General features: G+C 68.4%; 18 protein-coding genes and 6 pseudogenes. 16 read left to right on the forward strand and 8 right to left on the reverse strand.

The window, feature by feature from the left end:
- The first annotated feature begins 82 nt into the window (after positions 1 to 82).
- Positions 83 to 1,536: pseudogene (locus HDA41_RS00135) on the forward strand (NF041680 family putative transposase).
- 326 nt (positions 1,537 to 1,862) lie between these two features.
- Positions 1,863 to 2,144, forward strand: coding sequence for a hypothetical protein (locus HDA41_RS00140; RefSeq protein WP_184979532.1), 282 nt, complete (start codon positions 1,863 to 1,865; stop codon positions 2,142 to 2,144).
- Positions 2,145 to 2,149: 5 nt separating this feature from the next.
- Here the strand turns inward: HDA41_RS00140 and HDA41_RS00145 are convergent.
- Both HDA41_RS00145 and HDA41_RS00150 read right to left on the reverse strand, forming a co-directional pair.
- Positions 2,150 to 2,940, reverse strand: a pseudogene (locus HDA41_RS00145) (IS5 family transposase).
- Between the two features lie 222 nt (positions 2,941 to 3,162).
- A complete protein-coding gene (locus tag HDA41_RS00150) occupies positions 3,163 to 4,398 on the reverse strand; it encodes an IS701 family transposase (RefSeq protein ID WP_184979534.1) in 1,236 nt (411 codons plus the stop codon).
- Positions 4,399 to 4,508: 110 nt separating this feature from the next.
- Here HDA41_RS00150 and HDA41_RS00155 point away from each other — a divergent pair.
- From HDA41_RS00155 to HDA41_RS40740, 6 genes and pseudogenes are all read left to right on the forward strand, one after another.
- A pseudogene (locus tag HDA41_RS00155) lies at positions 4,509 to 5,336 on the forward strand (IS5 family transposase); the annotation flags it as partial.
- 76 nt (positions 5,337 to 5,412) lie between these two features.
- Positions 5,413 to 6,438 (forward strand): hypothetical protein, encoded by a 1,026-nt coding sequence (locus HDA41_RS00160; RefSeq protein WP_184979536.1) that lies wholly within the window; start codon positions 5,413 to 5,415, stop codon positions 6,436 to 6,438.
- A gap of 318 nt (positions 6,439 to 6,756) precedes the next feature.
- Positions 6,757 to 7,449, forward strand: a complete 693-nt coding sequence (locus HDA41_RS00165; RefSeq protein WP_184979538.1) for a hypothetical protein — start codon at positions 6,757 to 6,759, stop codon at positions 7,447 to 7,449.
- Positions 7,450 to 7,686: 237 nt separating this feature from the next.
- Positions 7,687 to 8,238 (forward strand): hypothetical protein, encoded by a 552-nt coding sequence (locus HDA41_RS00170; RefSeq protein WP_184979540.1) that lies wholly within the window; start codon positions 7,687 to 7,689, stop codon positions 8,236 to 8,238.
- Between the two features lie 150 nt (positions 8,239 to 8,388).
- A complete protein-coding gene (locus tag HDA41_RS00175; RefSeq protein WP_184979542.1) occupies positions 8,389 to 10,176 on the forward strand; it encodes a hypothetical protein in 1,788 nt (595 codons plus the stop codon).
- Between the two features lie 155 nt (positions 10,177 to 10,331).
- Positions 10,332 to 10,987 (forward strand): annotated as a pseudogene (locus HDA41_RS40740) (hypothetical protein); the annotation flags it as partial.
- Between the two features lie 81 nt (positions 10,988 to 11,068).
- Here HDA41_RS40740 and HDA41_RS00180 read toward each other — a convergent pair.
- Positions 11,069 to 11,790 (reverse strand): annotated as a pseudogene (locus tag HDA41_RS00180) (IS6 family transposase).
- 399 nt (positions 11,791 to 12,189) lie between these two features.
- Between HDA41_RS00180 and HDA41_RS00185 the strand changes: the two are divergent.
- Positions 12,190 to 12,864 (forward strand): lytic polysaccharide monooxygenase auxiliary activity family 9 protein, encoded by a 675-nt coding sequence (locus HDA41_RS00185; RefSeq protein WP_465269725.1) that lies wholly within the window; start codon positions 12,190 to 12,192, stop codon positions 12,862 to 12,864.
- Between the two features lie 126 nt (positions 12,865 to 12,990).
- On the opposite strand, the gene HDA41_RS40745 is transcribed toward HDA41_RS00185, so the two are convergent.
- Entirely contained in the window at positions 12,991 to 13,215 is a 225-nt protein-coding gene (locus HDA41_RS40745; RefSeq protein ID WP_230299857.1) for a cytochrome P450, read from the reverse strand.
- Complete coding sequence (locus HDA41_RS40750; RefSeq protein ID WP_230299858.1) at positions 13,212 to 13,490, reverse strand: cytochrome P450 family protein; 279 nt, start codon at positions 13,488 to 13,490, stop codon at positions 13,212 to 13,214. The genes HDA41_RS40745 and HDA41_RS40750 overlap by 4 nt, the downstream gene beginning before the upstream one ends.
- Here HDA41_RS40750 and HDA41_RS40755 point away from each other — a divergent pair.
- Both HDA41_RS40755 and HDA41_RS40760 read left to right on the forward strand, forming a co-directional pair.
- Complete coding sequence (locus HDA41_RS40755) at positions 13,489 to 14,112, forward strand: hypothetical protein (protein WP_260423772.1); 624 nt, start codon at positions 13,489 to 13,491, stop codon at positions 14,110 to 14,112. The genes HDA41_RS40750 and HDA41_RS40755 overlap by 2 nt on opposite strands.
- Positions 14,113 to 14,180: 68 nt before the next feature.
- Positions 14,181 to 14,474, forward strand: coding sequence for a transposase family protein (locus tag HDA41_RS40760; RefSeq protein WP_311772194.1), 294 nt, complete (start codon positions 14,181 to 14,183; stop codon positions 14,472 to 14,474).
- Between the two features lie 211 nt (positions 14,475 to 14,685).
- On the opposite strand, the gene HDA41_RS00200 is transcribed toward HDA41_RS40760, so the two are convergent.
- Positions 14,686 to 15,408, reverse strand: a complete 723-nt coding sequence (locus HDA41_RS00200) for a hypothetical protein (RefSeq protein ID WP_184979544.1) — start codon at positions 15,406 to 15,408, stop codon at positions 14,686 to 14,688.
- A gap of 434 nt (positions 15,409 to 15,842) precedes the next feature.
- On the opposite strand from HDA41_RS00200, the gene HDA41_RS00205 reads away from it, so the two are divergent.
- Positions 15,843 to 17,195, forward strand: coding sequence for an ISL3 family transposase (locus HDA41_RS00205; RefSeq protein ID WP_230299860.1), 1,353 nt, complete (start codon positions 15,843 to 15,845; stop codon positions 17,193 to 17,195).
- On the opposite strand, the pseudogene HDA41_RS42565 reads toward HDA41_RS00205, so the two are convergent.
- Positions 17,101 to 17,397 (reverse strand): annotated as a pseudogene (locus HDA41_RS42565) (hypothetical protein); the annotation flags it as partial. The gene HDA41_RS00205 and the pseudogene HDA41_RS42565 sit on opposite strands and share 95 nt — an antisense overlap.
- Between HDA41_RS42565 and HDA41_RS40765 the strand changes: the two are divergent.
- From HDA41_RS40765 to HDA41_RS00225, 4 genes are all read left to right on the forward strand, one after another.
- On the forward strand, positions 17,380 to 17,742 hold the full coding sequence (locus HDA41_RS40765) for a hypothetical protein (protein WP_230299861.1): 363 nt from the start codon (positions 17,380 to 17,382) through the stop codon (positions 17,740 to 17,742). The pseudogene HDA41_RS42565 and the gene HDA41_RS40765 overlap by 18 nt on opposite strands.
- A gap of 38 nt (positions 17,743 to 17,780) precedes the next feature.
- Positions 17,781 to 18,935, forward strand: coding sequence for an MFS transporter (locus tag HDA41_RS00215; RefSeq protein WP_268251559.1), 1,155 nt, complete (start codon positions 17,781 to 17,783; stop codon positions 18,933 to 18,935).
- 262 nt (positions 18,936 to 19,197) lie between these two features.
- On the forward strand, positions 19,198 to 19,920 hold the full coding sequence (locus HDA41_RS00220; RefSeq protein WP_184979548.1) for a hypothetical protein: 723 nt from the start codon (positions 19,198 to 19,200) through the stop codon (positions 19,918 to 19,920).
- 270 nt (positions 19,921 to 20,190) lie between these two features.
- A complete protein-coding gene (locus HDA41_RS00225; protein ID WP_184979550.1) occupies positions 20,191 to 20,499 on the forward strand; it encodes a hypothetical protein in 309 nt (102 codons plus the stop codon).
- On the opposite strand, the gene HDA41_RS00230 is transcribed toward HDA41_RS00225, so the two are convergent.
- Positions 20,426 to 20,908, reverse strand: a complete 483-nt coding sequence (locus HDA41_RS00230; RefSeq protein ID WP_184979552.1) for a hypothetical protein — start codon at positions 20,906 to 20,908, stop codon at positions 20,426 to 20,428. The genes HDA41_RS00225 and HDA41_RS00230 overlap by 74 nt on opposite strands.
- Between the last annotated feature and the right edge of the window lie 465 nt (positions 20,909 to 21,373).

A 21,373-nucleotide genomic window follows, 5' to 3' on the forward strand; every position in this document is an offset into this window, starting at 1 on the left:
GGCATTCACCGGACATTGAGGCGGCCTTCGCCTGATCATGTGCTCCGACCAAGGTGCACCGATCGAGACGAAGGCCGTGAGGGTGAGTCTGCTGCCTGGCGCCGGTCCCGGGGAAGCGTTCGCGCAAGCGTCACGCTTCCGGGAGGGCTTATTCGACTGTCTGACCGTGCGCGGGGACGAACTGTTCGAACTCGTGGACGCGTTGTTGTGCGCGGACGGTCCGGTGACCTCGCCGGTGGACTTGACGCTGGTGGCCGAGCACCGGCGCGGGCACGGCGCGATGTACGAGGCGTTGAGCTGCGGGAACGTGGACGTGCCCCGGCTGCGGCAGGTGCTGGCCGGTCTGCCGATGCCGCGGGCCGCCGACGGGCGCCTGGTCCTGGCGGTCGACGTCAGCAACTGGCTCCGTCCCGACGCGCCGACCAGCGCGGACCGCCTGTTCTGTCACGTCTACGGTCGCAGCGGACGGTCCTCGGACCAATTCATCCCCGGCTAGACGTACTCCTTCGTCGCCGCCCTGGAATCGGGCCGGACGTCTTGGTGCCAGCTCTTGGACGCCGTCCGTCTCGGTCCCGAGGGCGACGTCGCCGAGGCCACCGCCGCCCAGCTCCGCCCGACGGTCACGGACCTGATCGAGATGGGCGGCTGGCACTTGGGCGACCGCGACATCCTCATCGTCTTCGACGCCGGCTACGACGCCCCGCGCATGGCCCACCTCCTAGGCGGCCTTCCGGTCGAGGTGCTGGGACGGATGCGCTCCGACCGCGTCATGCGACGGCCGACGCCCTCCCCCAAGGAGTACGCCCTCTCCTACCCCCAGGGCGGCGACCGCCGAAGCACGGCAAGGAGTTCCGCTTCGCCAAACCGGAGACCTGGGGCGAGCCGGACGCGGCCACGACGCAGGTCACCGACCGGTACGGCACCGCCCGCGCGATGGGCCTGGGACCGCATCCACCCCCGCCTGACCACGCGCTCGGCCTGGATCGACCACACCGGCGAACTCCCCATCATCGAGGGCACGCTGATCCGCCTCCAGGTCGACCGCCTGCCCAGCGGAGGCGACCCGCTCCCGCTCTGGCTCTGCGTCCGCCGCCGGCCTGAACAGCGAGGACGTCGACGTGCGCTGGCAGGCGTTCCTGAGGAGGTTCGACATCGAGCACCTCTTCAGGCTGATGAAAACAGACCCTCGGGTGGACCCGTCCGAAGCTGCGCACCCCCGCGGCCGGCGAGCGCTGGACCTGGCTGATCATCGCCGCGCACACTCAGATCCGCCTTCTGCGCGGGGCCGCCGCCGACTTGCGGCGACCGTGGGAGAAGCATGCCGAGCCCGGCCGGCTCACCCCGGCCCGAGTCCGCCGGGGGTTTCGGAACCTCCGCCCGCACCTGCACTGTCCGGCCCGTGCGCCGAAACCCTCAACACCCGGACCTGGACGGCCGCTTTGTTCGAAGAACCGACGGCCCGCCACCCGCTACGACGTGGGCAAGACCGTGAAACGCCCCGAGAGCATCACCGAACGAAACCGGCTCAGACCATAAAGAACAAGCTCAGAGAAAGGCCGGCTGATCCAAGCGTGCCTCGGCGCGAGCTGCAGACCGCGGTGGCGACGGCCAGCTGATCCGACAGTCCTGGGTACACCCACCATTCGGGTTGGCCGCATTGGACGAGCTTGCGGACGCCGGCGCGGTCGGAGCCGAGGACGCGTGCGGTCTGGTGGGCGGTGAGGTGACCGGGTCGGATCATCTGCGACTCCGTAACCCCGTGCTGCGGCAGCGCGCTGGTTGGAGTATCACCGGTCGCGGCCCTCAGCCCACATACCTAGCGTCGTGAGCAAAGACCGACCAGCAAGAAAGGAGGGCTGGGGATGCCCATCCTTGCGTATCATCACAGCCCTGACTGGACCCAGGAGCTCTACCAGGCGACCATCGACCAGGTCATTCCTGACACTAACAACCTGCCGAGTGGGATGATCGCCCACTACGCAGCACCGCTGGAGGGAGGCGGTTGGCAGGTTGTCGATGTCTGGGAGTCTGCGGAACATCACGACCGCTTTCTTCGCGAACGGGTGATCCCGGCCGCCCAGGAACTCAACGCGCCCCCCTTCAAGACTGAAATGACCGAGCTCTACAACTCGCTGGTCGCTTAGAGGTCCTAACAAAGGCGTTGGACGTGTCGGTGGGTGATGAGGCAGGTGGCGAGGCCAAGGAAGGCTTCGTGGATGTCGTCGCGTCTTTCCCAGCGGATGCGCAGGCGGCGGAAGCCGTGGAGCCAGGAGATGGTGCGTTCGACGACCCAGCGGAAGATGCCCAGGCCGGAGCCGTGCGGCTGTCCGCGTTCGGCGACCACGGGCCGGATACCGCGTTTCCGCAGCAGCCGCCGGTACTTGTCGTGGTCATAGCCGCGGTCGGCGAAGAGCATGTCCGGCCGTCTGCGTGGCCGTCCGACGACGCCGGCCACGGGTGGGACCTTGTCCAGCAGGGGCAGGAGTTGGGTGACGTCGTTACGGTTCCCGCCGGTCAGCGACACAGCGAGCGGGACGCCCTGGCCATCGACAAGGACGTGGTGTTTGCTGCCCGGCCGTGCGCGGTCGACCGGGCTGGGACCGCTTTTGGGCCTCTGCGGGCCGCCCGCACGTGGGAGGAGTCGATCACCGCCCGCGACCAGTCCAGCTGCTTCGCCGACCGCAGCCTCTACAGCAGCACCAAGTGCAGCTGGTCCCACACGCCGGCCTCGTTCCAGGCGGCCAGGCGTCGCCAGCACGTCATACCCGAACCAAAGCCCAGCTCCTGCGGCAGGTACTCCCACTGGATGCCGGTGTGCAGCACGAACAGGATCCCGCACAGGGCCTGCCGGTCAGGCACTCGCGGCCGGCCCGCCACCAGCTTCGGCCCCGGCTCGGGCAGTAACGGCTCGATGAGCGACCACAGTTCGTCCGACACGATCCACGGCCGCGACTGACGTTTCCCCACGACCCGACCAACGAGCAGACAAGCCCGATGGTCACTTGATCAACAACTTCTGTTAGGACCTCTTAGTAGTGCTTCGTTAGGTTCTGGGCTGTCTGCGGCGGCTGCGCGGGGTGGGTAGGGGGCGTCCGCAGGTGGTGCATTCACCGGCCCAGCACCTCAGCAGGTCCTGGAGGAGGTCGAGGACCTGGTAGAGGGTCAGGCCGGTGTGCGGACTTTTGGGTCGAGCCGCCGGAGGGTGAGGAATGCCTGGGCGGCGGTGACGAGGGTGACGTGGTGGTGCCAGCCGCGCCAGGTGCGGCCCTCGAAGTGGTCCAGTCCCAGGCCGTGCTTGAGTTCGCGGTAGTCGTGCTCGATCCGCCAGCGCATCTTCGCCCACCGCACCATGTCGGCGACCGGGGTGGTGGCGGGCAGGTTCGATATCCAGTAGCCGGTCGGAGTGCCCTGGCCGTCCGGCCATTCGACCAGGAGCGTCTGGGTGGGCAGGACGCCGTCCCACCGGTTGCGGCCGCCGCCCGCCTCCTGAGCTGCGGCCAGGGCCTGCTTGCCCGCAGGCCGCACGGACAGGACCGCGAACCGTGAGGTCATCGCGCCCTTTCTGCCCTGGCGCCATGTCACCTCGGTGAACCGGCCGGCACCGGCCTCGGCTGCGAGGACCGAGACGGCCCGCGGTGCAGTGCGATACCGGGGCAGCGTCGGCGGCCCGAGCCCGCCGTAAGCGGGCTGGTGCGGCTCGGCATTCTCCGGGTGGGCGACTTCCTTCCCGGTCAGCGCCAGCACATAGGACAGCCCGCGCTGTTGAAGACCGAGCCGGAACGGGGTGCTGACGCCGTAGCCGGCATCGGCGACCACGACCGGCGCCTTCAGCTGCCACTCGCCGAGCGTGTCGAGCAGGCCGAGCGCCAGGCGCCACTTCTCCTGGTGCACCACCTCGTCGGGCACTCCTGCCCTGCGGCACCGCTCCGGCGTATCCGTCCACTCGCGCGGCAGATACAACTGCCAGTCCAGCGGGCAGGACGCGGTGTCGGTGGCGGCATGGACACTGACCGCGACCTGGCAGTTCGCTCGTTTCCCGACCGCCCCGCAGTACTGCCGGGCCACCCCCACCGACGCGGTGCCGCACTTGGGAAACGACACGTCGTCCACCACCCACACCTCGGGCGTGATCACCTCGGACAGCCGCTCGGCGATCCGCCGCCGCACCGGCAGCGGATCCCACGGCGACTGGTTCACGAACTGCTGCAGGGCCTGCATGTTCCCGTCCGGCAGCCGCTCGGCCATCGGCTGGATCGATTTCCGCCGGCCGTCCAGCATCAGACCACGCAGATAACACGCACCCCATCGCCGCTGATCCCGCCGCGGCAGCGAGGCGAACGCATCGGCAACGAACTCCGCTAACTCACCCCGGAGCCGTTCCACCTCCCCCAACCTCATACCAGAACGATGCCCACCACCAGGGAAGATCACACAACGTAACGAAGCACTATTAGGCAGTTTCGTTTGGATCAGCCGGTCGTTGGTCCGGGTGTGCCGTTGACCGACGCGCATGGGCGCGGATCGAGCCGTTACTCCCGGACCGGACTCCGAAGCGGGGTGGCCGGTGGCGGGATCATCGTGAGGTGATCGACGCAATCGCCTTCAAGTTCCAGACCGGAACGCAGTGGGTCCACCTGCCGGAGAAATACGGGAACTGGCGAGGCGTCTACAACCGGCTGCGCATGTGGGCGGTCGACGGCACGTGGGAGCGGGTGTTCACCGCGCTGATGGCCCAGGCCGGCGCCGACAAGGAGCTTGACTGGGTCGTCTCGGTTGACTCCACAATCGTGCGCGCTCATCAGCACGCCGCTGGGGCCCGCAAAAGGGGGCCTCAGCGGCCGAGCCGCACGACCACGCCATCGGCCGGTGGCGCGGGGGGACTTACAACGAAGATCCATCTTGCTGCCGACGGCCGCTGTCGTCCCCTCGCGTTCGTCCTGACCGGTGGCCAAGCGGGCGACGCACCCACCTTCATGGACGTCATGGCCGGCCTCCTTGTACCGCGTCGCCGCGGACGGCCCCGAACCAGGCCGGACGTAGTCATGGCCGATAAGGCGTATTCCTCCCGCGCGATCCGGGATCACCTGAGCAATCGCGGCATCCGTGCGGTGATCCCCGTGCCAGCAGATCAACGTGGCCATCGGCTGCGGCGGGGCAGCCGGGGCGGGAGACCGCCGGCGTTCGACCGCGAGACCTACAAGCAGCGCAACACCGTCTAACGGTGCATCAACCGCCTGAAGCAGTGGCGCGGCATCGCCACGCCCTACGAGAAGACCGCGACCATCCACCTGGCCGGACTCCATATTGCCGGGATCTTCCTCCGGTCTGCCTGCTGACTCAGGGAAGCTGTGTGGTGTCAGCTGATGTGGATCGGTGCACCCATTGTCAGATGCTGCTGGCAGCATCACCGCTATGACCGCCATCCGTACCACCCCGCCGCGGCCGGTCGACGTGACCGTGCTCTTCCCTCAACTGGCCCCGCTGGCGCGCACGGCGACCCGGCTGCACCCGAGGCCGGGGTCGCCGACCGTGCACGACAGCTCCGTCGGCGGGCCGCTGCTGTGGCCCGCCGACGAGCCGTGGCCGCACTGTGATGGACCACACGAGAGGGGTGCGACGCGCAGGGTTCTGTCCCCGGACGACATCCGGCTCCTCCGCCATACCCACGCGGCGATAGCAAGTCGGCGGCACCTCGGCAGCCCGGCCTCCCGGCCCACGCCCGAGGAACTGGCCACCGAGAAGCGGATCCTCAAGGGCCGCCCTTGGCCCGAGGGCCCGGTTCCCCTGCTCCCTGTCGCCCAGATGTACGCCTGTGACGTCCCCCTCCCGTTCAGCCAGCCCGGCATCGACCTCCTCCAGGTCCTTTGGTGCCCCTTCGACCACCCGACCCACCCCCGTACCGCGGTCTTCTGGCGCTCCGCCAGCACCGTCACCGACGTTCTGGACACGCCGCCCGAACCGCCCGCGATCAAGTCCCAGGGCTATCTTCCGGAGCCGTCCCTGCTGGCACCGGAACAGATCACGGAGTGCCCCGCCTTCATGGAGCTGGACAAGGAGCTGCGGCAGGAGCTGGGAGACCCGAGCCGGTGGGACGGCTCCCGCCCCGCCGGCCCGCAGGAGTTCTACGAGAAGGAGCTGTCCACTTCGCCCGGTTGGAAGACCGGTGGCTGGTCGCGCTGGAGCCTCTCCGACCCCATGTCCCGCCGCTGCCCGGAGTGCGGCACCGAGGCGCTCCCGTTCCTCACCATCGCCACCCTCGAATGGGACGCCGGCAGCGACAGCTGGGCCCCCGAGGAGGAGCGGACGAACCCGACTCCACTCCTCCTCGGCATCCCGCCCGCGAACTTCACCCTGATCGGGATTGCCCGCGGCTCCAGCCTCCAGCTCCACGCCTGCCCGGCCGACCCGTCCCACCCCCACATCGAACTGGTCCAATGAGCCCTTGCGGAAGTCCTCCGCGCCGACGCGTACGCCACAATCGGCACCGTGGCTTCGTTCACTTCAAGTGACAGCGTTTGTCTGTCAGTTTGGACGGCAGTTGCGGATCTTGAGACTCGAGGATGTTCACGAGAAATAGCAGCGCGGTCACCGACGAAGATCTGTCGTCTCACCTGAAGTGAGTGTTTGACCTCCATGGCTAACGGCTTGGTGGTTGGGATGCAGGGAGGTAACGGCGAACGTGCTGTGCCGGCGCCCGGCGTCTGGTAGGCACAGATCATGCGATCAAACGTGCACGCTTTCCATGACCGAGAAGTGTTGAAGGCTGACTCTCAGTACCCCGGGCCGCCTGAGGAGGATGCGGCCCAGCTGGTCCTCAGGCTGCGGGACGAGTACGAGCTCGGCAGCGACTCCTGGCAGAACCTCTCCGACGGTGTCCTGGCCGAACTGCGCGACGCAGGCGCCGCCGGGACCGCGGCGGCAGTGTGGATCGTACGACGATCGCTCGCGGCCTTCCGCTGGGAGCTGGCCTTCTGGATCAAGGAGACCGGCGGCACCACCACAGACCCGGCGGCGCCGACCGCGGAGGAGCGCGCGACCGTCCAGGGCTCCTGGCATGTCAATCCGTTCAGCGCAGCCCGGGGCATCCATCCATACATTCATCTCATCGCCGCGCTGAATCTGCTGGCCAACCGGCCCCAGCCGGCGGTCGCGGGGACCGTGGCGGAGCTGCTGGAGCTCTGGCTAACGGCAGCCGAACACGACCCCCGCGGCGTGCACCCCAGGACCGTCCTCCTGCTGGAGTCGCTCGTCGCATGCTACAAGGCCGCCCGCGAGGCCAAGAGCGCCGGAGACACAACGCGGGAGACTCCCGCATACCTGGCCGACCTGGCCAGGCGGCGCGTGTCCCGCCCCCTCGAATCACGCCGGAACCCGGGCATGCCGCGGAGATTCGCCTTCCTGACTGGGAGCTGCGACCTGAGTGCGCTTGCGAGAAAGGCCCTGCGGTAGCGGGACCAGGGGCCTTCACCAGGAGCATTCCGATGCTGTTTTGGCAAGTAACCCGGTGCTGTCAAAACTCCTGAACATCGCTCGACCGTGCATCGGGGTGCCTCCCAAACTCGTGAACAACCGACGTCACGAATCGTGAACAAAGCCAGTCTGGGATGGAGCCGGGCAGCCGGACGCGGTACGCCAAGTGGGGGAAGCGTCGGTGTCCGTCCGTGCGTCGGGCCTGTTGAACGCGGCATGCCGACCTCACGCCCTCGCCGTCGCGCGCCGCGGCCGCCAGCTGTCACCCGCCCGCACGCTCCGCTGACCGGCGAGTTCGCCGCCGACCCGACCGTGTGCCATCACGCCTACCAGGTCGCGATCGACTTCGGCTTCGTTGCCGTCGACGCCATCGCAGACCTCCTTCCACAGGAGGAATCCCTCGCTCTGGCCCAGCGCATGGGGTTCTGCGACTGCGGCCGCCTCACCCTGGACGACGATGACCTCACCCGCCGGGCCTTGAGCACCGTGGCGGCCGTCAACATGACCGCTTGCCAGGCCCTGGTGCTCGCCGCGATCGACTACGCCCACCGCACCTTCAGCTGCATAGGGATCAGCGCCTTGATCCACGAACTGACCGAAGGCCACCGAGCGACCTTTGAGCCGGCTGCCCTCACCGTCCTCCTGGACCGCGTCCACGCGGCCCACCGCGCAGAACACGGCCACGCCGGTCACAGGCGGGTCCCTGACGCGGTGATGTGGCCGCACACCACCGTCTCCTCGATGCCCGAACTCATCCCGCACTCTTGACCCGCCGCGCCCTCGCATGGCCCAGGTCAGCGCATGAAGGCGAAGCGACTTCATGGATCGCGCCCGCTCGGGCCCAGGTGCACCGTACGGTCGTTCAACGGATGGCGACCAGGCAGTGACGCCGGGTCAGGTGTGGGAGGGGATCCGAGGATGGTCAATGCCCGTACGTACCCGCTGTGGCGGGATCTCGCGATGCGCGAGGACCTCCCCAAGGAAGCACTCAAGACGGTGATCGGGGCCTTGTGCGCCCCGGCGACGACGCCGGACGGTTTCGACGCCCAGGCCGACCGGTGGCGGGAGGAAGTCCTCAAGGCCGCGCTGCCCGCGCTGCTGGCCCGGACCTCTGCCAAGCGCCTGCGGGGCCAGCTCCTGGTGCAGGCCGACGAGAAGACGCTGGCCGCCCTGGCGGCCGACGGCATCGTGACCGCCGCCGACGTGCCCGCCATCCTGCGGCACCGCCGGGTCTGGGCCGGGCTAGTCTCTGCGCTGGCACTGCACCCCGGCCAGGTCGAGGCGGCAATCACACTGTTGCCCCGCCTCCCCGGCCACGAGGTGGAACAGGTGGTCCGGGACTGGGATCCCGACCGCTACACCCGCACCAAGGGCGCCGCGCCGGCCCCGCCCGTGCCGCAGGAACTGTTCGACGCCGTCCTGGAAGCCTGCCTCACGCCGCTCGCCGCGTACCTGCTTCACCCGGAGCCCGAAGAGGGCTGGGAGACGGTGTCCTCGTTCTTGAAGGACTGGTCGCTGGAGCTGGGCGACAACAGTGCCTGGGCGATGCTGGCCCGATGCCCCCAGCGGTGGGCGCAGCTCACCGCGCACCCCGTGTTCGGGGCGGCTGTCCAGCACCTGCTGCTGGACCAGGCCGAGACGCAGGCCTTCGAGGATGCCCGGCTCCGCGCCGCCGACCCGGATGGCGAGGAACTCCCCGCCGACCCGGCTCCCGCTCTCAGCGAGGATCTGCTGCTCGCCTGCCTTCCGGCCTTGTGCCTGCCCGAGCTGGCCGATCTGCCCAACCCGCAGGTGACCGCCCGCCGGACCCTGCACCACATCGCCAACCGCGTCCGCAGCAACCCGCGTCTGGCCGACCTCGCCGCCGACCAGCTGCACGCGGCCGCCGATGCTCTCGTCACCCGCGGCCAGCTGCTCATCTGGGCTGCTAAGCAGGAGGGCGACCACGAGTTCGACGGCCGCGTCCTACGACTCGCCGAGGACCTGGCCCTCCTCAGCGCCAACCCCGACCACCTCGCCGGGGCCTGCGCCCAGCTCGCCCGGCTCGATCAGCCGGCCGTCGTCTCCCCCACGCCGAGCCGGACCCTGATCCGCATCATCGACAACACAGATTCCGACCACGACCGCCCGGCCCGGCTCCTGGAACGCCACTACGAGCACCGCCGGGTCCAGGCACTGTCCACTCTGGCCGCCAACCCGCACACCCCGCATGCTGCCGTCACGGACGTCCTGAACGGGCTGCACCCAGCCGAACTGGCCTGGATCGCCGAGAAGGCCGGCGGCCCCGACTGGTTCCTGGCCGCGGCGGCCGCCGTCCCGGTACCCGAAGACGAGGACGACGGTGTGGTGCGGCTGCTGGACGACGACGAACTCGGCAAGCACCCCGATCCCGCGGCCGTCCTGCAGTCCTGGCTCGACTCCCCCGCCACCGGTGAGATCCTCTCCCGCTCCGAGGTCTACCGCGCCGTCGTGAAGTCCCGCTACCGCACCCTGGAGCACCTGCGCCAGATCCCCGCCGACGAAATCCTCGCCCGCCACGAACCCGAAGTCGCCCTGAAGATCCTGCTGGACCACTGCGGGCGCAGCACCGACCGGTGGGAGGCACTCGCCGCCGCCATGACCTTCGACTACGACGACGAGAAGATCACCTTCGGTCAGCTCCTCGACTCCCTGGACGGCGCACCCGCCCAGGCGCGCACGTCCTGACCGGGCCGCTTCCCAACCACACGCTCCGAAACAGGCCTGAGTTCATCTGCCTTCGCCCGTGTGCCGCATACGGTGGCCTCGCCGCCCGCACACCGCCCGGCACGGCGGGAAGGAGCAGCGAGCATCGAAAGACACGGGACGGGAGGAAGGCCGGGATGACGCAGGCCGCAGTGAGCGAGCTGGACGAACGGGTGCCAGGACGCCGTTGGACGGTGCGTCTGGACGCCGCCGACCGGGGCAGCGCGGCGGTACGCATCTCGTGCAGCCGCCCCGCCTGCGCCGACCAGCGCCTGCCGTCCGCGGCCGCCGGCCGTGCGGCCGCCATCGCCCATCTCAAGGCCCACCTGCGCGCCGCCCCCGCCCCAAGGGCCGGGGCGTACTGCGCGTGCAGGGCTGAGGGCTGCCACACCCACCTGCCCGACACCGGCCGCCACGCGCGGGCAGAACCCTGGAGGTGCGGCGGTCCGGTCGTCCTGGCCGTGATCACCGACCGGGAAGGCCGCTGGTGGCAGGCCATGGAGTGCTGCTCCCGGTGCGCGGCCGCCACCCCTGGAGCGAAGACCGCAGCCACATCCCAGGCCTCCAAGGCTGAGGACCGCCCGGCCCCTGTCGCCACGGGCACGGACGTGCCGCAGTTCTCCGACCGCCAGGTCGCCGCCGGCCCGGTCCCGGCTCCCCGCTCGGCACCTGCGCGGCGCCGCCACCACAGGCGAAGATCGCCCAGCGGGTCATCCCCCACGATCTGCGGCCCGTCGCCCTGCGGGACGAACTCATCGAACTCGGTGACCTTTTCCGCGCCTACCAGCAGCGCGACGGGCGTTGTCACGTTGTTGGGTGTGAGGGTGTCTGACGGTGTGCCGGGGTGTGGTGGAGTCGGGTTCTGGCTGTGTGTTTACGGCGCGGTGGGCAGGTTGGCGACGCCGGTGATCTGCTCCCAGATCGCGAAGCGGACGGTCATCTCGGCTCGGTAGTCGGATGCGGGGATCAGATGACGGCGGGGCCGGAAGTGGGGCGAGATGCCGCTGAACGCGGGCAGAAACCGCTGTGCTCCGCCCATGGAGCGGAAGCCTTTCATCGCCCGTTCGCGCTGCCTGGTCGGCTGGTGGCTGTTCTCCGCCCGGTTGTTCAGGTACTTCGACCGCCGGTGCTCGACGGAGGACATGACCTCGCGGTGGGCCGCGCTGTAGGAACGCAACTTGTCGGTGACGATCACCTGCGGCACCGCACTGGTCTTCTGCATCAGCCTGCGCAGGAAACGCCTGGCCGCTGCCATGTCCCGGCGGTTCTGCACCAGGATGTCCAGCACGTTGCCGTCCTGGTCGACGGCCCGCCACAGGTACCGCTGCTCGCCGTTGAGCTTGATGAGGACTTCGTCCAGATGCCACTTGTCCCCAGGCCGAGGCTGCCGGCGGCGCAGCGCGCCTGCGTACTGCTGCCCGAACTTGGCGCACCAGCGGCGCACCGTCTCTGGTAGGAGACGGTCACTCCGCGCTCGAGCATGAGCTCCTCGACCTCGCGGAACGACAGTGGGAAGCGGTGGTACAGCCACACGCAGTGGGAGATGACCTCGACCGGGTACCGGTGCCCCTTGTACGACGGCGACACGGCCCCCACGGACAGCTCCCTCCAGCACGATCAATCAGAAGATCATCCCACCCGGTCAACCAACGTGACAGCGCCCCGTCGATCAGGACCGCCTCCCCGCCCTGCTTGGTGACCTTCTTCAGAGCGCGGTCCAGACGCGGCGCTTGGGCGGCGAGCAGGGTGATTACTGATCGTTGGCGGCAAAGCGCTTCTGCCCGGCCCCTCCCTGGCATCGCCCCACACACCAGTCCAGGCTGCACCCTCGCTTTCCGGTCCCGGGAACGGTTCTGACTTCCGGCTCACGGCAGATTCCCTGCTCGCCGCCCACCCCTGTAATCAACTCCGTTTGTTTCATTGACATCTCACTCAGAAGACCTACCGTTGGGAGCGCTCCCATGACAGCCTTGTAACTGGAAGGAGTCCCCCCACATGCGCAAACAGAGTCCGTTAGCCGCGCGTTCGCGGTCGTCCCTCCGCCGGCCTCTCCAGGCGCTCGTCATGCTGTTCGCCGTGGTTGTCGGCGCACTCACCTGGTCGGCCCCCGCCCAGGCTCACGGCACCGTCGTCGGCCCCGCCTCCCGCGCGTACCAGTGCTGGAAGACATGGGGCAGCAACCACACGAACCCGGCCATGCAGACCGAAGACCCCATGTGTTGGCAGGCCTTCCAGGCCAACCCCGACACTATGTGGAACTGGATGAGCGCGCTCCGCGACGGCCTCGGTGGCCAGTTCCAGGCGCGGACCCCCGACGGGACGCTCTGCAGCAACAACCTCTCGAGGAACGCCAGCCTGAACAAGCCCGGGCAGTGGAAGACCACCACCGTCGGCAACAACTTCTCGGTCCACCTGTACGACCAGGCGTCCCACGGTGCCGACTACTTCAAGGTCTACGTGAGCAAGCAGGGCTTCAACCCCAAGACCCAGACCCTGGGCTGGAGCAACCTCGACTTCATCACGCAGACCGGCCGCTTCGCCCCGGCGCAGAACATCACGTTCCCCGTCCAGACCTCCGGCTACACCGGACACCACATCCTGTTCGTGATCTGGCAGGCCTCGCACCTCGACCAGGCCTACATGTGGTGCAGCGACGTGAACTTCGGCTGAGCCGGGGAGCGCCGCACACGGCGCCGGCCCCTGCCGGGCGCCGGTAATCCACCGTCCGGCCGACCGAGCTCCGTCGGGCCAGGGGACCCATTTCGTCACCCTGCCCCGACGGGGCTTCCTGCGCTCCTAGGGTCTGTGTGATGTCGTGATCAATCTTGGCTTGATCCTGACTACGTCCTCAAAGGTGACCGGGCGACCGGCCAGGACCTGGGCGAGTTCGGCCAGGACGCGGGCCTCGATGTCAGGATGGCGGGTGAGCTCGTAGAGGGGCCAGGAGAGCACGGACGCGGTGGTTTCGGTGCCGGCCACCGCCAGGGTGAGGATCTCGGAGCAGATCTGATGCCTGGTCATGTCGCGCGCAAGAGCATGGACAGCATGTCGTCGGCGCTGTTGTCGCCAGAGGCGTGCCGCTCGGCCTGCAACTTGTCGACGGCATCCTCGATGGTGGCGCGTACTGCGGCCCGGGCCCTGTTGAAGCGGCGGTTGGCGGGCAGGGGCAGGTTCTCGACCCAGTCGGGCATCATGACGCGGGCGCCGACGCCGGCCATGACGACCGACAGGTCCTGGCGCACGCGGCGAAAGGCGCTGTCGTCGAGACTGTCGGACAGTACGGTCTTCGCGAGCATGTCGAGGGAGAGTTTGATCCATGGCCTCCCGTACGTCGAGGGCCTGGCCGGGCTTCCAACTGTCGACGGCTGCGGTGACCTCGTCGCGCATCTTGTCGACGTAGCGGGCGATCTCGTCGCGGGCGAAGGCGGGCTGCAGTTGATGGCGTTTGTCGCAGTGTGCCCGGCCGGCGGCCGTGACCACGGAGTCGCCGAGGAGCTGGCCCATCTTCTCGAAGAACCGGCCCTTGGCGAGGTGGGGGCTGAGGTCTTTGAGCATGATCTGGATGAGTTGTGGGTCCTGGACGATGACGGTTCGGGTGCCGGGCTGGAGGATGATCTCGACCAGCGGTCCGTAGTTGCGGCGGAGGGAGGCGATGAATCCGAGGTTGTCGCGGATGAGCGGAATCATGTGATCCAGGAACGGCAGGGAACCTGCGGCCCTGGGTATGGGGCAGGGCGGCGTCGTTCAGAGGATCTGTCCGGCTTGATGCTGGTTCAGGTGCGGACATGGCAGCGGAGTTCGCGGGGCCGGAACGGAGGCAGGCACGGCCTCCGGGTGATCATGAGGTGTCGAGTCCCTGATCACCACAACGGAAGACCGTGCCTGCCCGCTCGTCATCGCCCATCCCCGCCGGCCTGAGCCAACTCGCCATTGTCCGGCCCGCCGAGCCCGAGGACCGCCCGGGTCTGCTGGTCTGCCTCGCAGCGGTGCCGGATCCCCGACGGGCGGAGGGGCGGCGCCATCCCCTCGCCTTCATCCTCGCGCTCGCCGCGTGCGCAGTTCTGGCCGGTGCGAAATCCCTCGCCGCGATCACGGAGTGGGCCGCCGACGCATCACCCGCCGTACTCACCGCCAGGGCTTCCTCGCGGTCGATCAAACGTGATCGGCCGGCTGCCAGACGCGACTGGGGCGAGCCGGCGGTGTCGCTCGGTGTGCAGGTGCGGGTGGCCCGGCTGTCTCGGGCCCTGACGGTCGGAAGCGCGCGTCTGTGCCCTGAGTGAGCCGTACCGCAGGCCCGCTTGATCAGGATCCCGTGCACTTACGGACACGGCCCGTCTTCGGCAGATGTTCACCGCTGGCCGCTCCGCGGACTGGCACCCGCGGTCCTACGCCGCGCCTCCGGGGGCCTCGCCGGCGCGGCGAGCGGGACCGCGCTCAGGGTCTCGCCGGGGCGCGGTCCCGCCTCGTTGTTCAGGTGTCGGGGCCGCAGGGTCAGCACGAAGAAGCCGGAACCGCTGTGGCGGAGCCCAGGCCGTCGCCGCCGGGGACGTGCCGGGTGAAGCGGTAGCACTGACCGACCGTTGTGTCCGGGCTGGAGAGCAGGATGGAGACGGTCACCGTGTCTGCCCTGCGCACCGCGCTCTTGACGTCGTAGGAACGCAGCCGTCCCGTGGGATCCAGGGCCTTCTGCACTCCGGCTCGCGTCAGGTCCTCGGCATACATGCTGGAGATGCGCGTCTGCGCGAGGCGTACCAGACCACCGATCGCGGTGCCCGGACGACACACACCGTCGTCCCGCTCGGAAACCCGCGACGTCCAGGCCTGGCCGGGGCGATGGGTGAAAGTGAAGACGAAGCAGCGGGTCACCTGGCCGGACCCTCCACCGGGGAGGATGGCCTCAGCATCGTAATGAGCAGATGATGCGGCCGTGGCGGTGAACTCGCGACGGGACGCATCGTAGGCGATCACGGGAGCTTCTGTATGCCGCCAGATGACGCCGGTAAGGGCGTCTGCGTCGGTGATACCGCTCGTCTCAAGCGCGCGGTCCGTGTCGCCCGCCCTGGCATGGGCCTGCTTCAGGATAGATGCGAATGCCCCGTCCCTGCGCTCACTGTTGACGTTCCCGTCGTGCCAGTGGCGATACCACAACCAGGAGACGAGGACGCCGAGAACGGTGATCAGCGCGATCAGGATGGTCAGGCAGCCGGTGGTCACGAGACGGTTCGCCCGTCTCGTGACCACCGCACCGCCGGTTCTGTCAGGTCCCACTAGCTGCCTTTGTATCCGATACCGGCCAGTGCCTGTTCCATGACCCGGGCGTAGCCCGCGGTGCCGGCATTCTTCGGGTGGAACGACTCCAGGCTGGCACAGACGTTCTCGCCAGGCCATCTGCGGCATGACCAGGACCTTTCACCAGGAGCACTCCGATGCTGCCCTGGCAAGTACCCCAGTGCTGTCAAAACTCGTGAACATCACCCGACCGTGGATCTGGGTGCCTCCCAAACTCGTGAACAACTGACGTCACTACTCGGGTTCTGGCACAGCTTCCGTGCAGCGGCCACTCTGAGTGACGGCTGGTCTTCTTCCTGCAGCGCTAGATCGCCCGAAAATAGGCAGTCATCCGGGTGGTTGGGCTGAGAGTCCGGGCTGTGGAAGAGGTCGTGCTTAGGCTGAAGGAGCTGTTGTTGCCGTCGATCGCGGACATCGCGGTGCTGTCGGTGGACGTGAGCATCGAGATAGTGCGGGTCGATGCGCAAGGCACCGCGACTGGGGCTGTCTGTTCCGGGTGTGGGTCTTGGTCGACCCGAGTCCACAGCTCCTACCTGCGCTTTCCCGCCGACGTACCGAGCGCAGGACGACGCGTCGTACTCCAGTTACGAGTTCGGCGGTTCCGGTGCCGGAACACCAAGTGCCCACGTCGGACCTTCGCGGAGCAGATACCCGGCCTGACCCGCAGGTACGGCCAGCGCACCGAACGGCTGTATTCGGCCCTGGCCGCAGTCGGCCTCGCCCTGGCCGGCCGGGCCGGCGCCCGGCTGGCTGCTCTCCTTGGCGTGTCCGTCAGCCGAAGCACGGTCCTGCGCCTCGTCGACGCGCTGCCTGAACCGGAGGTGCCCGCACCGCGAGTGGTAGGTGTCGACGAATACGCCACCCGCAAAGGCCGCCACTACGGCACCGTCCTGGTGGACGTCGAAACCCGCCGTCCGATCGACCTGCTTCCGGACCGGGAGGCATCCAGCCTGGCCGCCTGGCTCGCCAAGCGGCCCAGCATCGAGGTCATCTGCCGCGATCGCGCGCCGTTCTTCGCAGAAGGTGCCTCCTCCGGAGCGCCGCAGGCGGTCCAGGTCGCAGACAGATGGCACCTCTGGCACAACCTGAGCGAGGCCGCTGAGCGGAGCGTCGCCCAGCACCGCCGCTGCCTGCACGCCCTGACGCCCGCAGCGCCACAACCTGAACACGAGGCCGCCCCGTCCGCGTCGCCTTGGCCACGAGGACATCGGTTCGCCGACCGGGCGAGGGACCGGCACGCCGCCGTCCATGCCCTGCTGAAGGCAGGACACAGCCGACGCTCGGTCCAGCGACAGCTCGGAATGACCTGGCGCACCGTCAAGCAGCTCGCCGACGCAGCGACACCCGAGAAACTGTTCACCGGGCAGTGGCAGAACCGGCCCTCGGTCCTAGATGACCACAAGTCCCACCTGGACGACCGTTGGAACGAGGGCTGCACCAACGCGTGGAAGCTGTGGGAGGAGATAGTGCCACTCGGCTACAAGGGCAGCCACCAGCGCGTTCGCGCCTACCTGCACGAAAAGCGCACCGCACGACGGGCGGTGACCGCCCGGCCGCCCTCTGTCCTGACGCGAACTCGGAGAGGGCCTTGGGGGCGTCGTCCAGAGGGTAGGTGGCCGCGATCTCGACGGACAGGGTGCCCGCGGCGGCGCGCTCGGCGAGATGCTGCAGCTTCCCTTCGGACGCCGACATCCGCACGTACACGGCCGTGATGTCGCGCTCGAAGGTCTCCGGGCCCATCAGTGTGGACAGCAGTCGGCCGCCGTCCTCCACCGCGTCCGCTGTGCCAAGGAGGGCGGGACCGCGATTGATGAGATCCACTACGACGTCCAGCCGTCCGCCGGCCAGCCGCTGGGCCGGCACGCTGGCGGAGTATGGAGAGGGCACATTGCTGGCATGAGCACGTACGGACACCAGGCGAACCGCAATGCAGAGCTTGCCGCGGCACGGTGGAGAGAAGACAAGCAGACCGGGGCCATCAGCGAGGGCCTGGCGGCCGTTGTCTACGCGCTGCTTATCGCCCGGGCAATTCGAGATCACACGGAATCCCAGGAGCCGCAGACCGGCCAGATCAGGGAAGACGTGTCCGAGACTGAGGCTTCGACCGTCTTGTCAGATGGGCAAGAAGCGCGCATGACCTTCAACTGGGAAGTCCCGCCGTGGCTGAGGCCTGATGACTCGACGCACGTTGTCAACGGCGAACGGTTCACTCTCACCACGGTCGACGGAGTGCCGACAGCGTTCGGGCGAACCGAGTGACGACGTTCGTGCCGAGGAGCCCCCGTTTCGCCCTGGTGGTGGTCAGCGGAGCGTGGGGGGCCTTCTGGGGCACCTGGGCGGCGCTGCTTCCCGCTGTGCTAGAGCGCGCCGACGCCACTCCTGGCGAACTAGGCCTTGTCCTCACCGCAGTCCCTCTGGGAGCGATGCCCGCGATGGGGCTGGCCGGCAGGATCGCCGTCGGCCGTGAGCACCGGGCGTTGCTCCTCAGCACCGCCGCCCTGGCCGTCGGCATCATGGCGCTGAGCGGGATCAGCGGTCTCGGCGGACTCGGTACCGCGCTCTTTCTGGTGGGTGCCACCAGCGGAGCGCTGGACGTATGCCTCAATGCGGCGACAGCACGCGCCGAACGTGTCAGCGGCCGCCCGCTGTTCCAAGCCGTGCATGCCGCCTTTCCGGTGGCCGTGATCACAGCGGCCCCTCTGACGGGGCTGGCCCGGCAGTCAGGCATGAGCATCCGCGTCGTGCTCCTCCTGTGCGCGGCCGCCCTGCTCGGTTCCGTACTGCCCCTCTTGAAACCGGCGGCCAAGGATCAGGCGCAGCGCCGTGCCGGCCTCGGGGGCCCCACGGTGCCGCACTGGCGGTCGGCCTGGCTCTGGGGCGCCGCGATCGGGACGCTGGGTGGGTGCATGCTCGTCGTGGAAAACGCCGTCGAGCATTGGTCGGTGCTTTTGATGGAGGAGGACAAGGCCGCTCCTGTCGTACTGGCGAGCGCCGCTCCGGCCGTGTACATGTCGGCGCTGACGGTCTCGCGGCTGGTGGTGCAACGGTTGCCGCGGCTGCGCACTCGCGATCTCACCGTGCTCGCCGCGGTGGGCGGGTGCGGGGGCTTCGTCTTTGCCGCTCTCGCCCCCACGGCCGCGTTGTCCCTCGCCGGGTTCGCCGCCTCAGGTTTCGCCTTCGGTCCTTTGATGCCAGCGCTGCTCAGCCATGCCGGGAAGCAGGACGCGAGCGGTTACACGGTCTCGGTGGTCTCGGCGGTCTCGTACGGCGCCTTCCTGGTCAGTCCGCTGCTCGTGGGCTCCCTCACCAACTGGATGTCACTGCCGAGCGCCCTGTCCTGTCTGGCCTTCATGGCGGTCCCGTTGCTCGGTGCTGCGGTGGCGACACGCGTACGGCCCGGTTGGCGACAGCCACGCCTACATCCAGAACCGGTGCAGGGGAGCCCGACATGACCCTGGCCCACGGAAGTCCCGTGCTGCGCAGGGACGAACTGCGCCCGCTTCCGTGCACCGCACGAGAACACGGAATGCGGTCCTCGACTGGATCCGCTTGTCCGGTGCAGGCGTGCCCCGGGCGCTGGTGCAATCGGCCGCGATCAGACTTCGTTCGGGTGAGGCGGCGCCGCGTGTCCTGAGAGAGCGGCTGCATCTGGTGATCCTCAAGTATGTCGGTCGGTGACATCGAGAGGACTGGGGTCTGCTCATGTGTCCGGACATGCGCGTTGACGAAGGGGCGGATACAGCCAGCTCGCGAAGCCGCACGTTGACGATCGCCGGCGGGCTCATGGCCGGGGGCTTCCTTCTCAATGTCATCTTGACCGCAACGCTTCATCCCTCTGGGGAGGAAGACGACCACCCTGCGATCTTCACCAAGTACGCACACAGCGGCACCTGGATCGCCGTTCATCTTGGACAGTTCATTGGCGTCCTGGTGACGCTGAGCGGCCTGCTCGTGCTCTACCGCGTCCTGCGCGGTGCCTACGGGCCCTCCCTGCTTGCGCAGCTCGCGGCCGCAGCAGCCGTTGCGACCGCCGCGATCTGGGCAGTCCTGCAGGGGCTGGACGGCGTGGGGCTGAAGCAGGCCGTGGACTCATGGGTCAGCGCGTCGGGTGCGGAGAAGCCGATCCGTTTTGCCAACGCCGAGACCGTTCGCTGGCTGGAATGGGGATTCCAAAGCTACTTCCGCATCCTGCTCGGGCTGACCCTCGCCCTCTTCGGGACGGCGATCCTCACCAGCCGCCGAGTCGCCGGCTGGCTGGGCTGGACGGCCCTTGTCGCAGGTGTGTGCTCTGTGATCTTCGGAGTCGACGTGGGCTACAGCGGCCTGGCCAGTGGGCTCCAGGACGTCCTGGGTATCGCCATCTTTATCCTCGTCCTGCTCTTCACCGTCGGAGTACTCGTCACCGGAGTACGCGAGCACAATCGGCGCGACCGCTGAACCGATCGATGCGCAGGCATCGGGCGGACACTCGTTCCCAAGAATGAACGGCTGACCCGTCGGCGCAGCAACGGCACAAGAAGCCGACGCCGTGAGACTGCTGGTGTTTCCATGACCAAGCGGACCGCCAGGCTTCGAAGTACTCGATCTGCCCAGTCCTCGTAGAGGTGAGCCAAGGAGCAGGTGTGCGAGCTTGTGTAGTTCATTCACCTGGCCGGTCGGTCAAAGCCCGAACGCTTCACAGCTGGTTGGCGCGGTTTAGTCCCGAAGGTGACCAGGCCCCTGGCCTTCGTCACCGCGATCACCATCGCGGCCGGCGTGTTCTTCGCCGGGTGGGCCCTGCTCGGCGCCCGGGAAATCAAGCCCGAGCGCCGCATCGACTCCAAGACGCTCTTCGACCTGGTCAAGGTCTCCTTCGCAGTGGTCGCCGGAGCCGGTGCCCTGGTGGTTGCCTACCGACGCCAGCAAATCGACAAGGATGGTCCTTCCCGGTCGGCCACGCTTGTCATGACGTCTTCGACGGCAGCTGAGGGCGTGCGGGTTGCCGGAGCCGGTTACGGGCCAGCACCAGGCGGATGATGGCGTAGACGAGGTAGATGCACGCATAAGCGCCCGTGGCCGTCCAGGCCGTTTGGTCCACGGTGAAGACACCGCCGGCCCCCTCGTCTGCGCCGAGTTGGTAGGCAGCCAGCAGCAGGAGAGAGCCTGGGACGAGGCCGGTGAGGGTGCGCAGCACGTAGCGTGCCTGCGGTGGACCCAGGCGCGCGCGGCTGAGGACTTCGAAGACCACATACGCCACGATGACCGGCCACACCCACAGGTGGTGCGTGACGAGCATGACCGCACTGAATATGAAGAGCGCCCAGCCGAGGATCGCCACGAAGTCGATGTGAGTGGACTGTGTCGTGCTGACCGTGGTGCTGCTCCCGTGGCAGGAACCCACGGTATTGGGGCCCATCATCGTGCCGGAGTGGTAGTCGTTGGTCACCTAGTTCTCAGTCGAGCGGCTGACGGGAGAGCCGAGGCCTCCGGACGTGGCGAAGGCGACGAATCCCAGGCCTGCGGTCGACCATGTGGGGGAGCTGAGCAGGACGCCGGTGACCAGGGGGACTAACCAGCCCGCGTGCTGCGACAGGCCGTCCCACGCTTGGGCTGAGCGGCGCACTTCTCGGAGGTGGTCCTGCAGGTGGTCGATTACGGTCAGCAGCGTCTCGCGCTGCTGCTCCGCATGCTGCAGGCGGCTGCGGTACAGGCTGATCCGGCTGGGAGATGACCGCCGTCCGGATGTCGGGTCACCAGGTCGGGCGGGCAGGGCGCGCCACAAACGGGCATCGGGGCGATGCCGACGGCGGCGTGGTGGGCGCCGAGGAGGTGGGTATCGCCGTCCGTGGCCACCGACAAGCGCCGGCGACGTCGGGATGGTCAACCACACCGCCGCCACAGTCCCCGTGGT

The sequence above is a fragment of the Streptomyces caelestis genome (genome assembly GCF_014205255.1).
Taxonomy (GTDB): Bacteria; Actinomycetota; Actinomycetes; order Streptomycetales; family Streptomycetaceae; genus Streptomyces; species Streptomyces caelestis.

Bases quoted from the DNA above. Each gene is read 5' to 3' on its own strand.
- HDA41_RS00140 (WP_184979532.1), top strand. From the start codon at position 1,863: ATGCCCATCCTTGCGTATCATCACAGCCCTGACTGGACCCAGGAGCTC.
- HDA41_RS00150 (WP_184979534.1), bottom strand. From the start codon at position 4,398: ATGAGGTTGGGGGAGGTGGAACGGCTCCGGGGTGAGTTAGCGGAGTTC.
- HDA41_RS00160 (WP_184979536.1), top strand. From the start codon at position 5,413: ATGACCGCCATCCGTACCACCCCGCCGCGGCCGGTCGACGTGACCGTG.
- HDA41_RS00170 (WP_184979540.1), top strand. From the start codon at position 7,687: ATGCCGACCTCACGCCCTCGCCGTCGCGCGCCGCGGCCGCCAGCTGTC.
- HDA41_RS00175 (WP_184979542.1), top strand. From the start codon at position 8,389: ATGGTCAATGCCCGTACGTACCCGCTGTGGCGGGATCTCGCGATGCGC.
- HDA41_RS00185 (WP_465269725.1), top strand. From the start codon at position 12,190: ATGCGCAAACAGAGTCCGTTAGCCGCGCGTTCGCGGTCGTCCCTCCGC.
- HDA41_RS40745 (WP_230299857.1), bottom strand. From the start codon at position 13,215: ATGACCAGGCATCAGATCTGCTCCGAGATCCTCACCCTGGCGGTGGCC.
- HDA41_RS40755 (WP_260423772.1), top strand. From the start codon at position 13,489: ATGTCGAGGGAGAGTTTGATCCATGGCCTCCCGTACGTCGAGGGCCTG.
- HDA41_RS40750 (WP_230299858.1), bottom strand. From the start codon at position 13,490: ATGCTCGCGAAGACCGTACTGTCCGACAGTCTCGACGACAGCGCCTTT.
- HDA41_RS40765 (WP_230299861.1), top strand. From the start codon at position 17,380: ATGAGCACGTACGGACACCAGGCGAACCGCAATGCAGAGCTTGCCGCG.
- HDA41_RS00220 (WP_184979548.1), top strand. From the start codon at position 19,198: ATGCGCGTTGACGAAGGGGCGGATACAGCCAGCTCGCGAAGCCGCACG.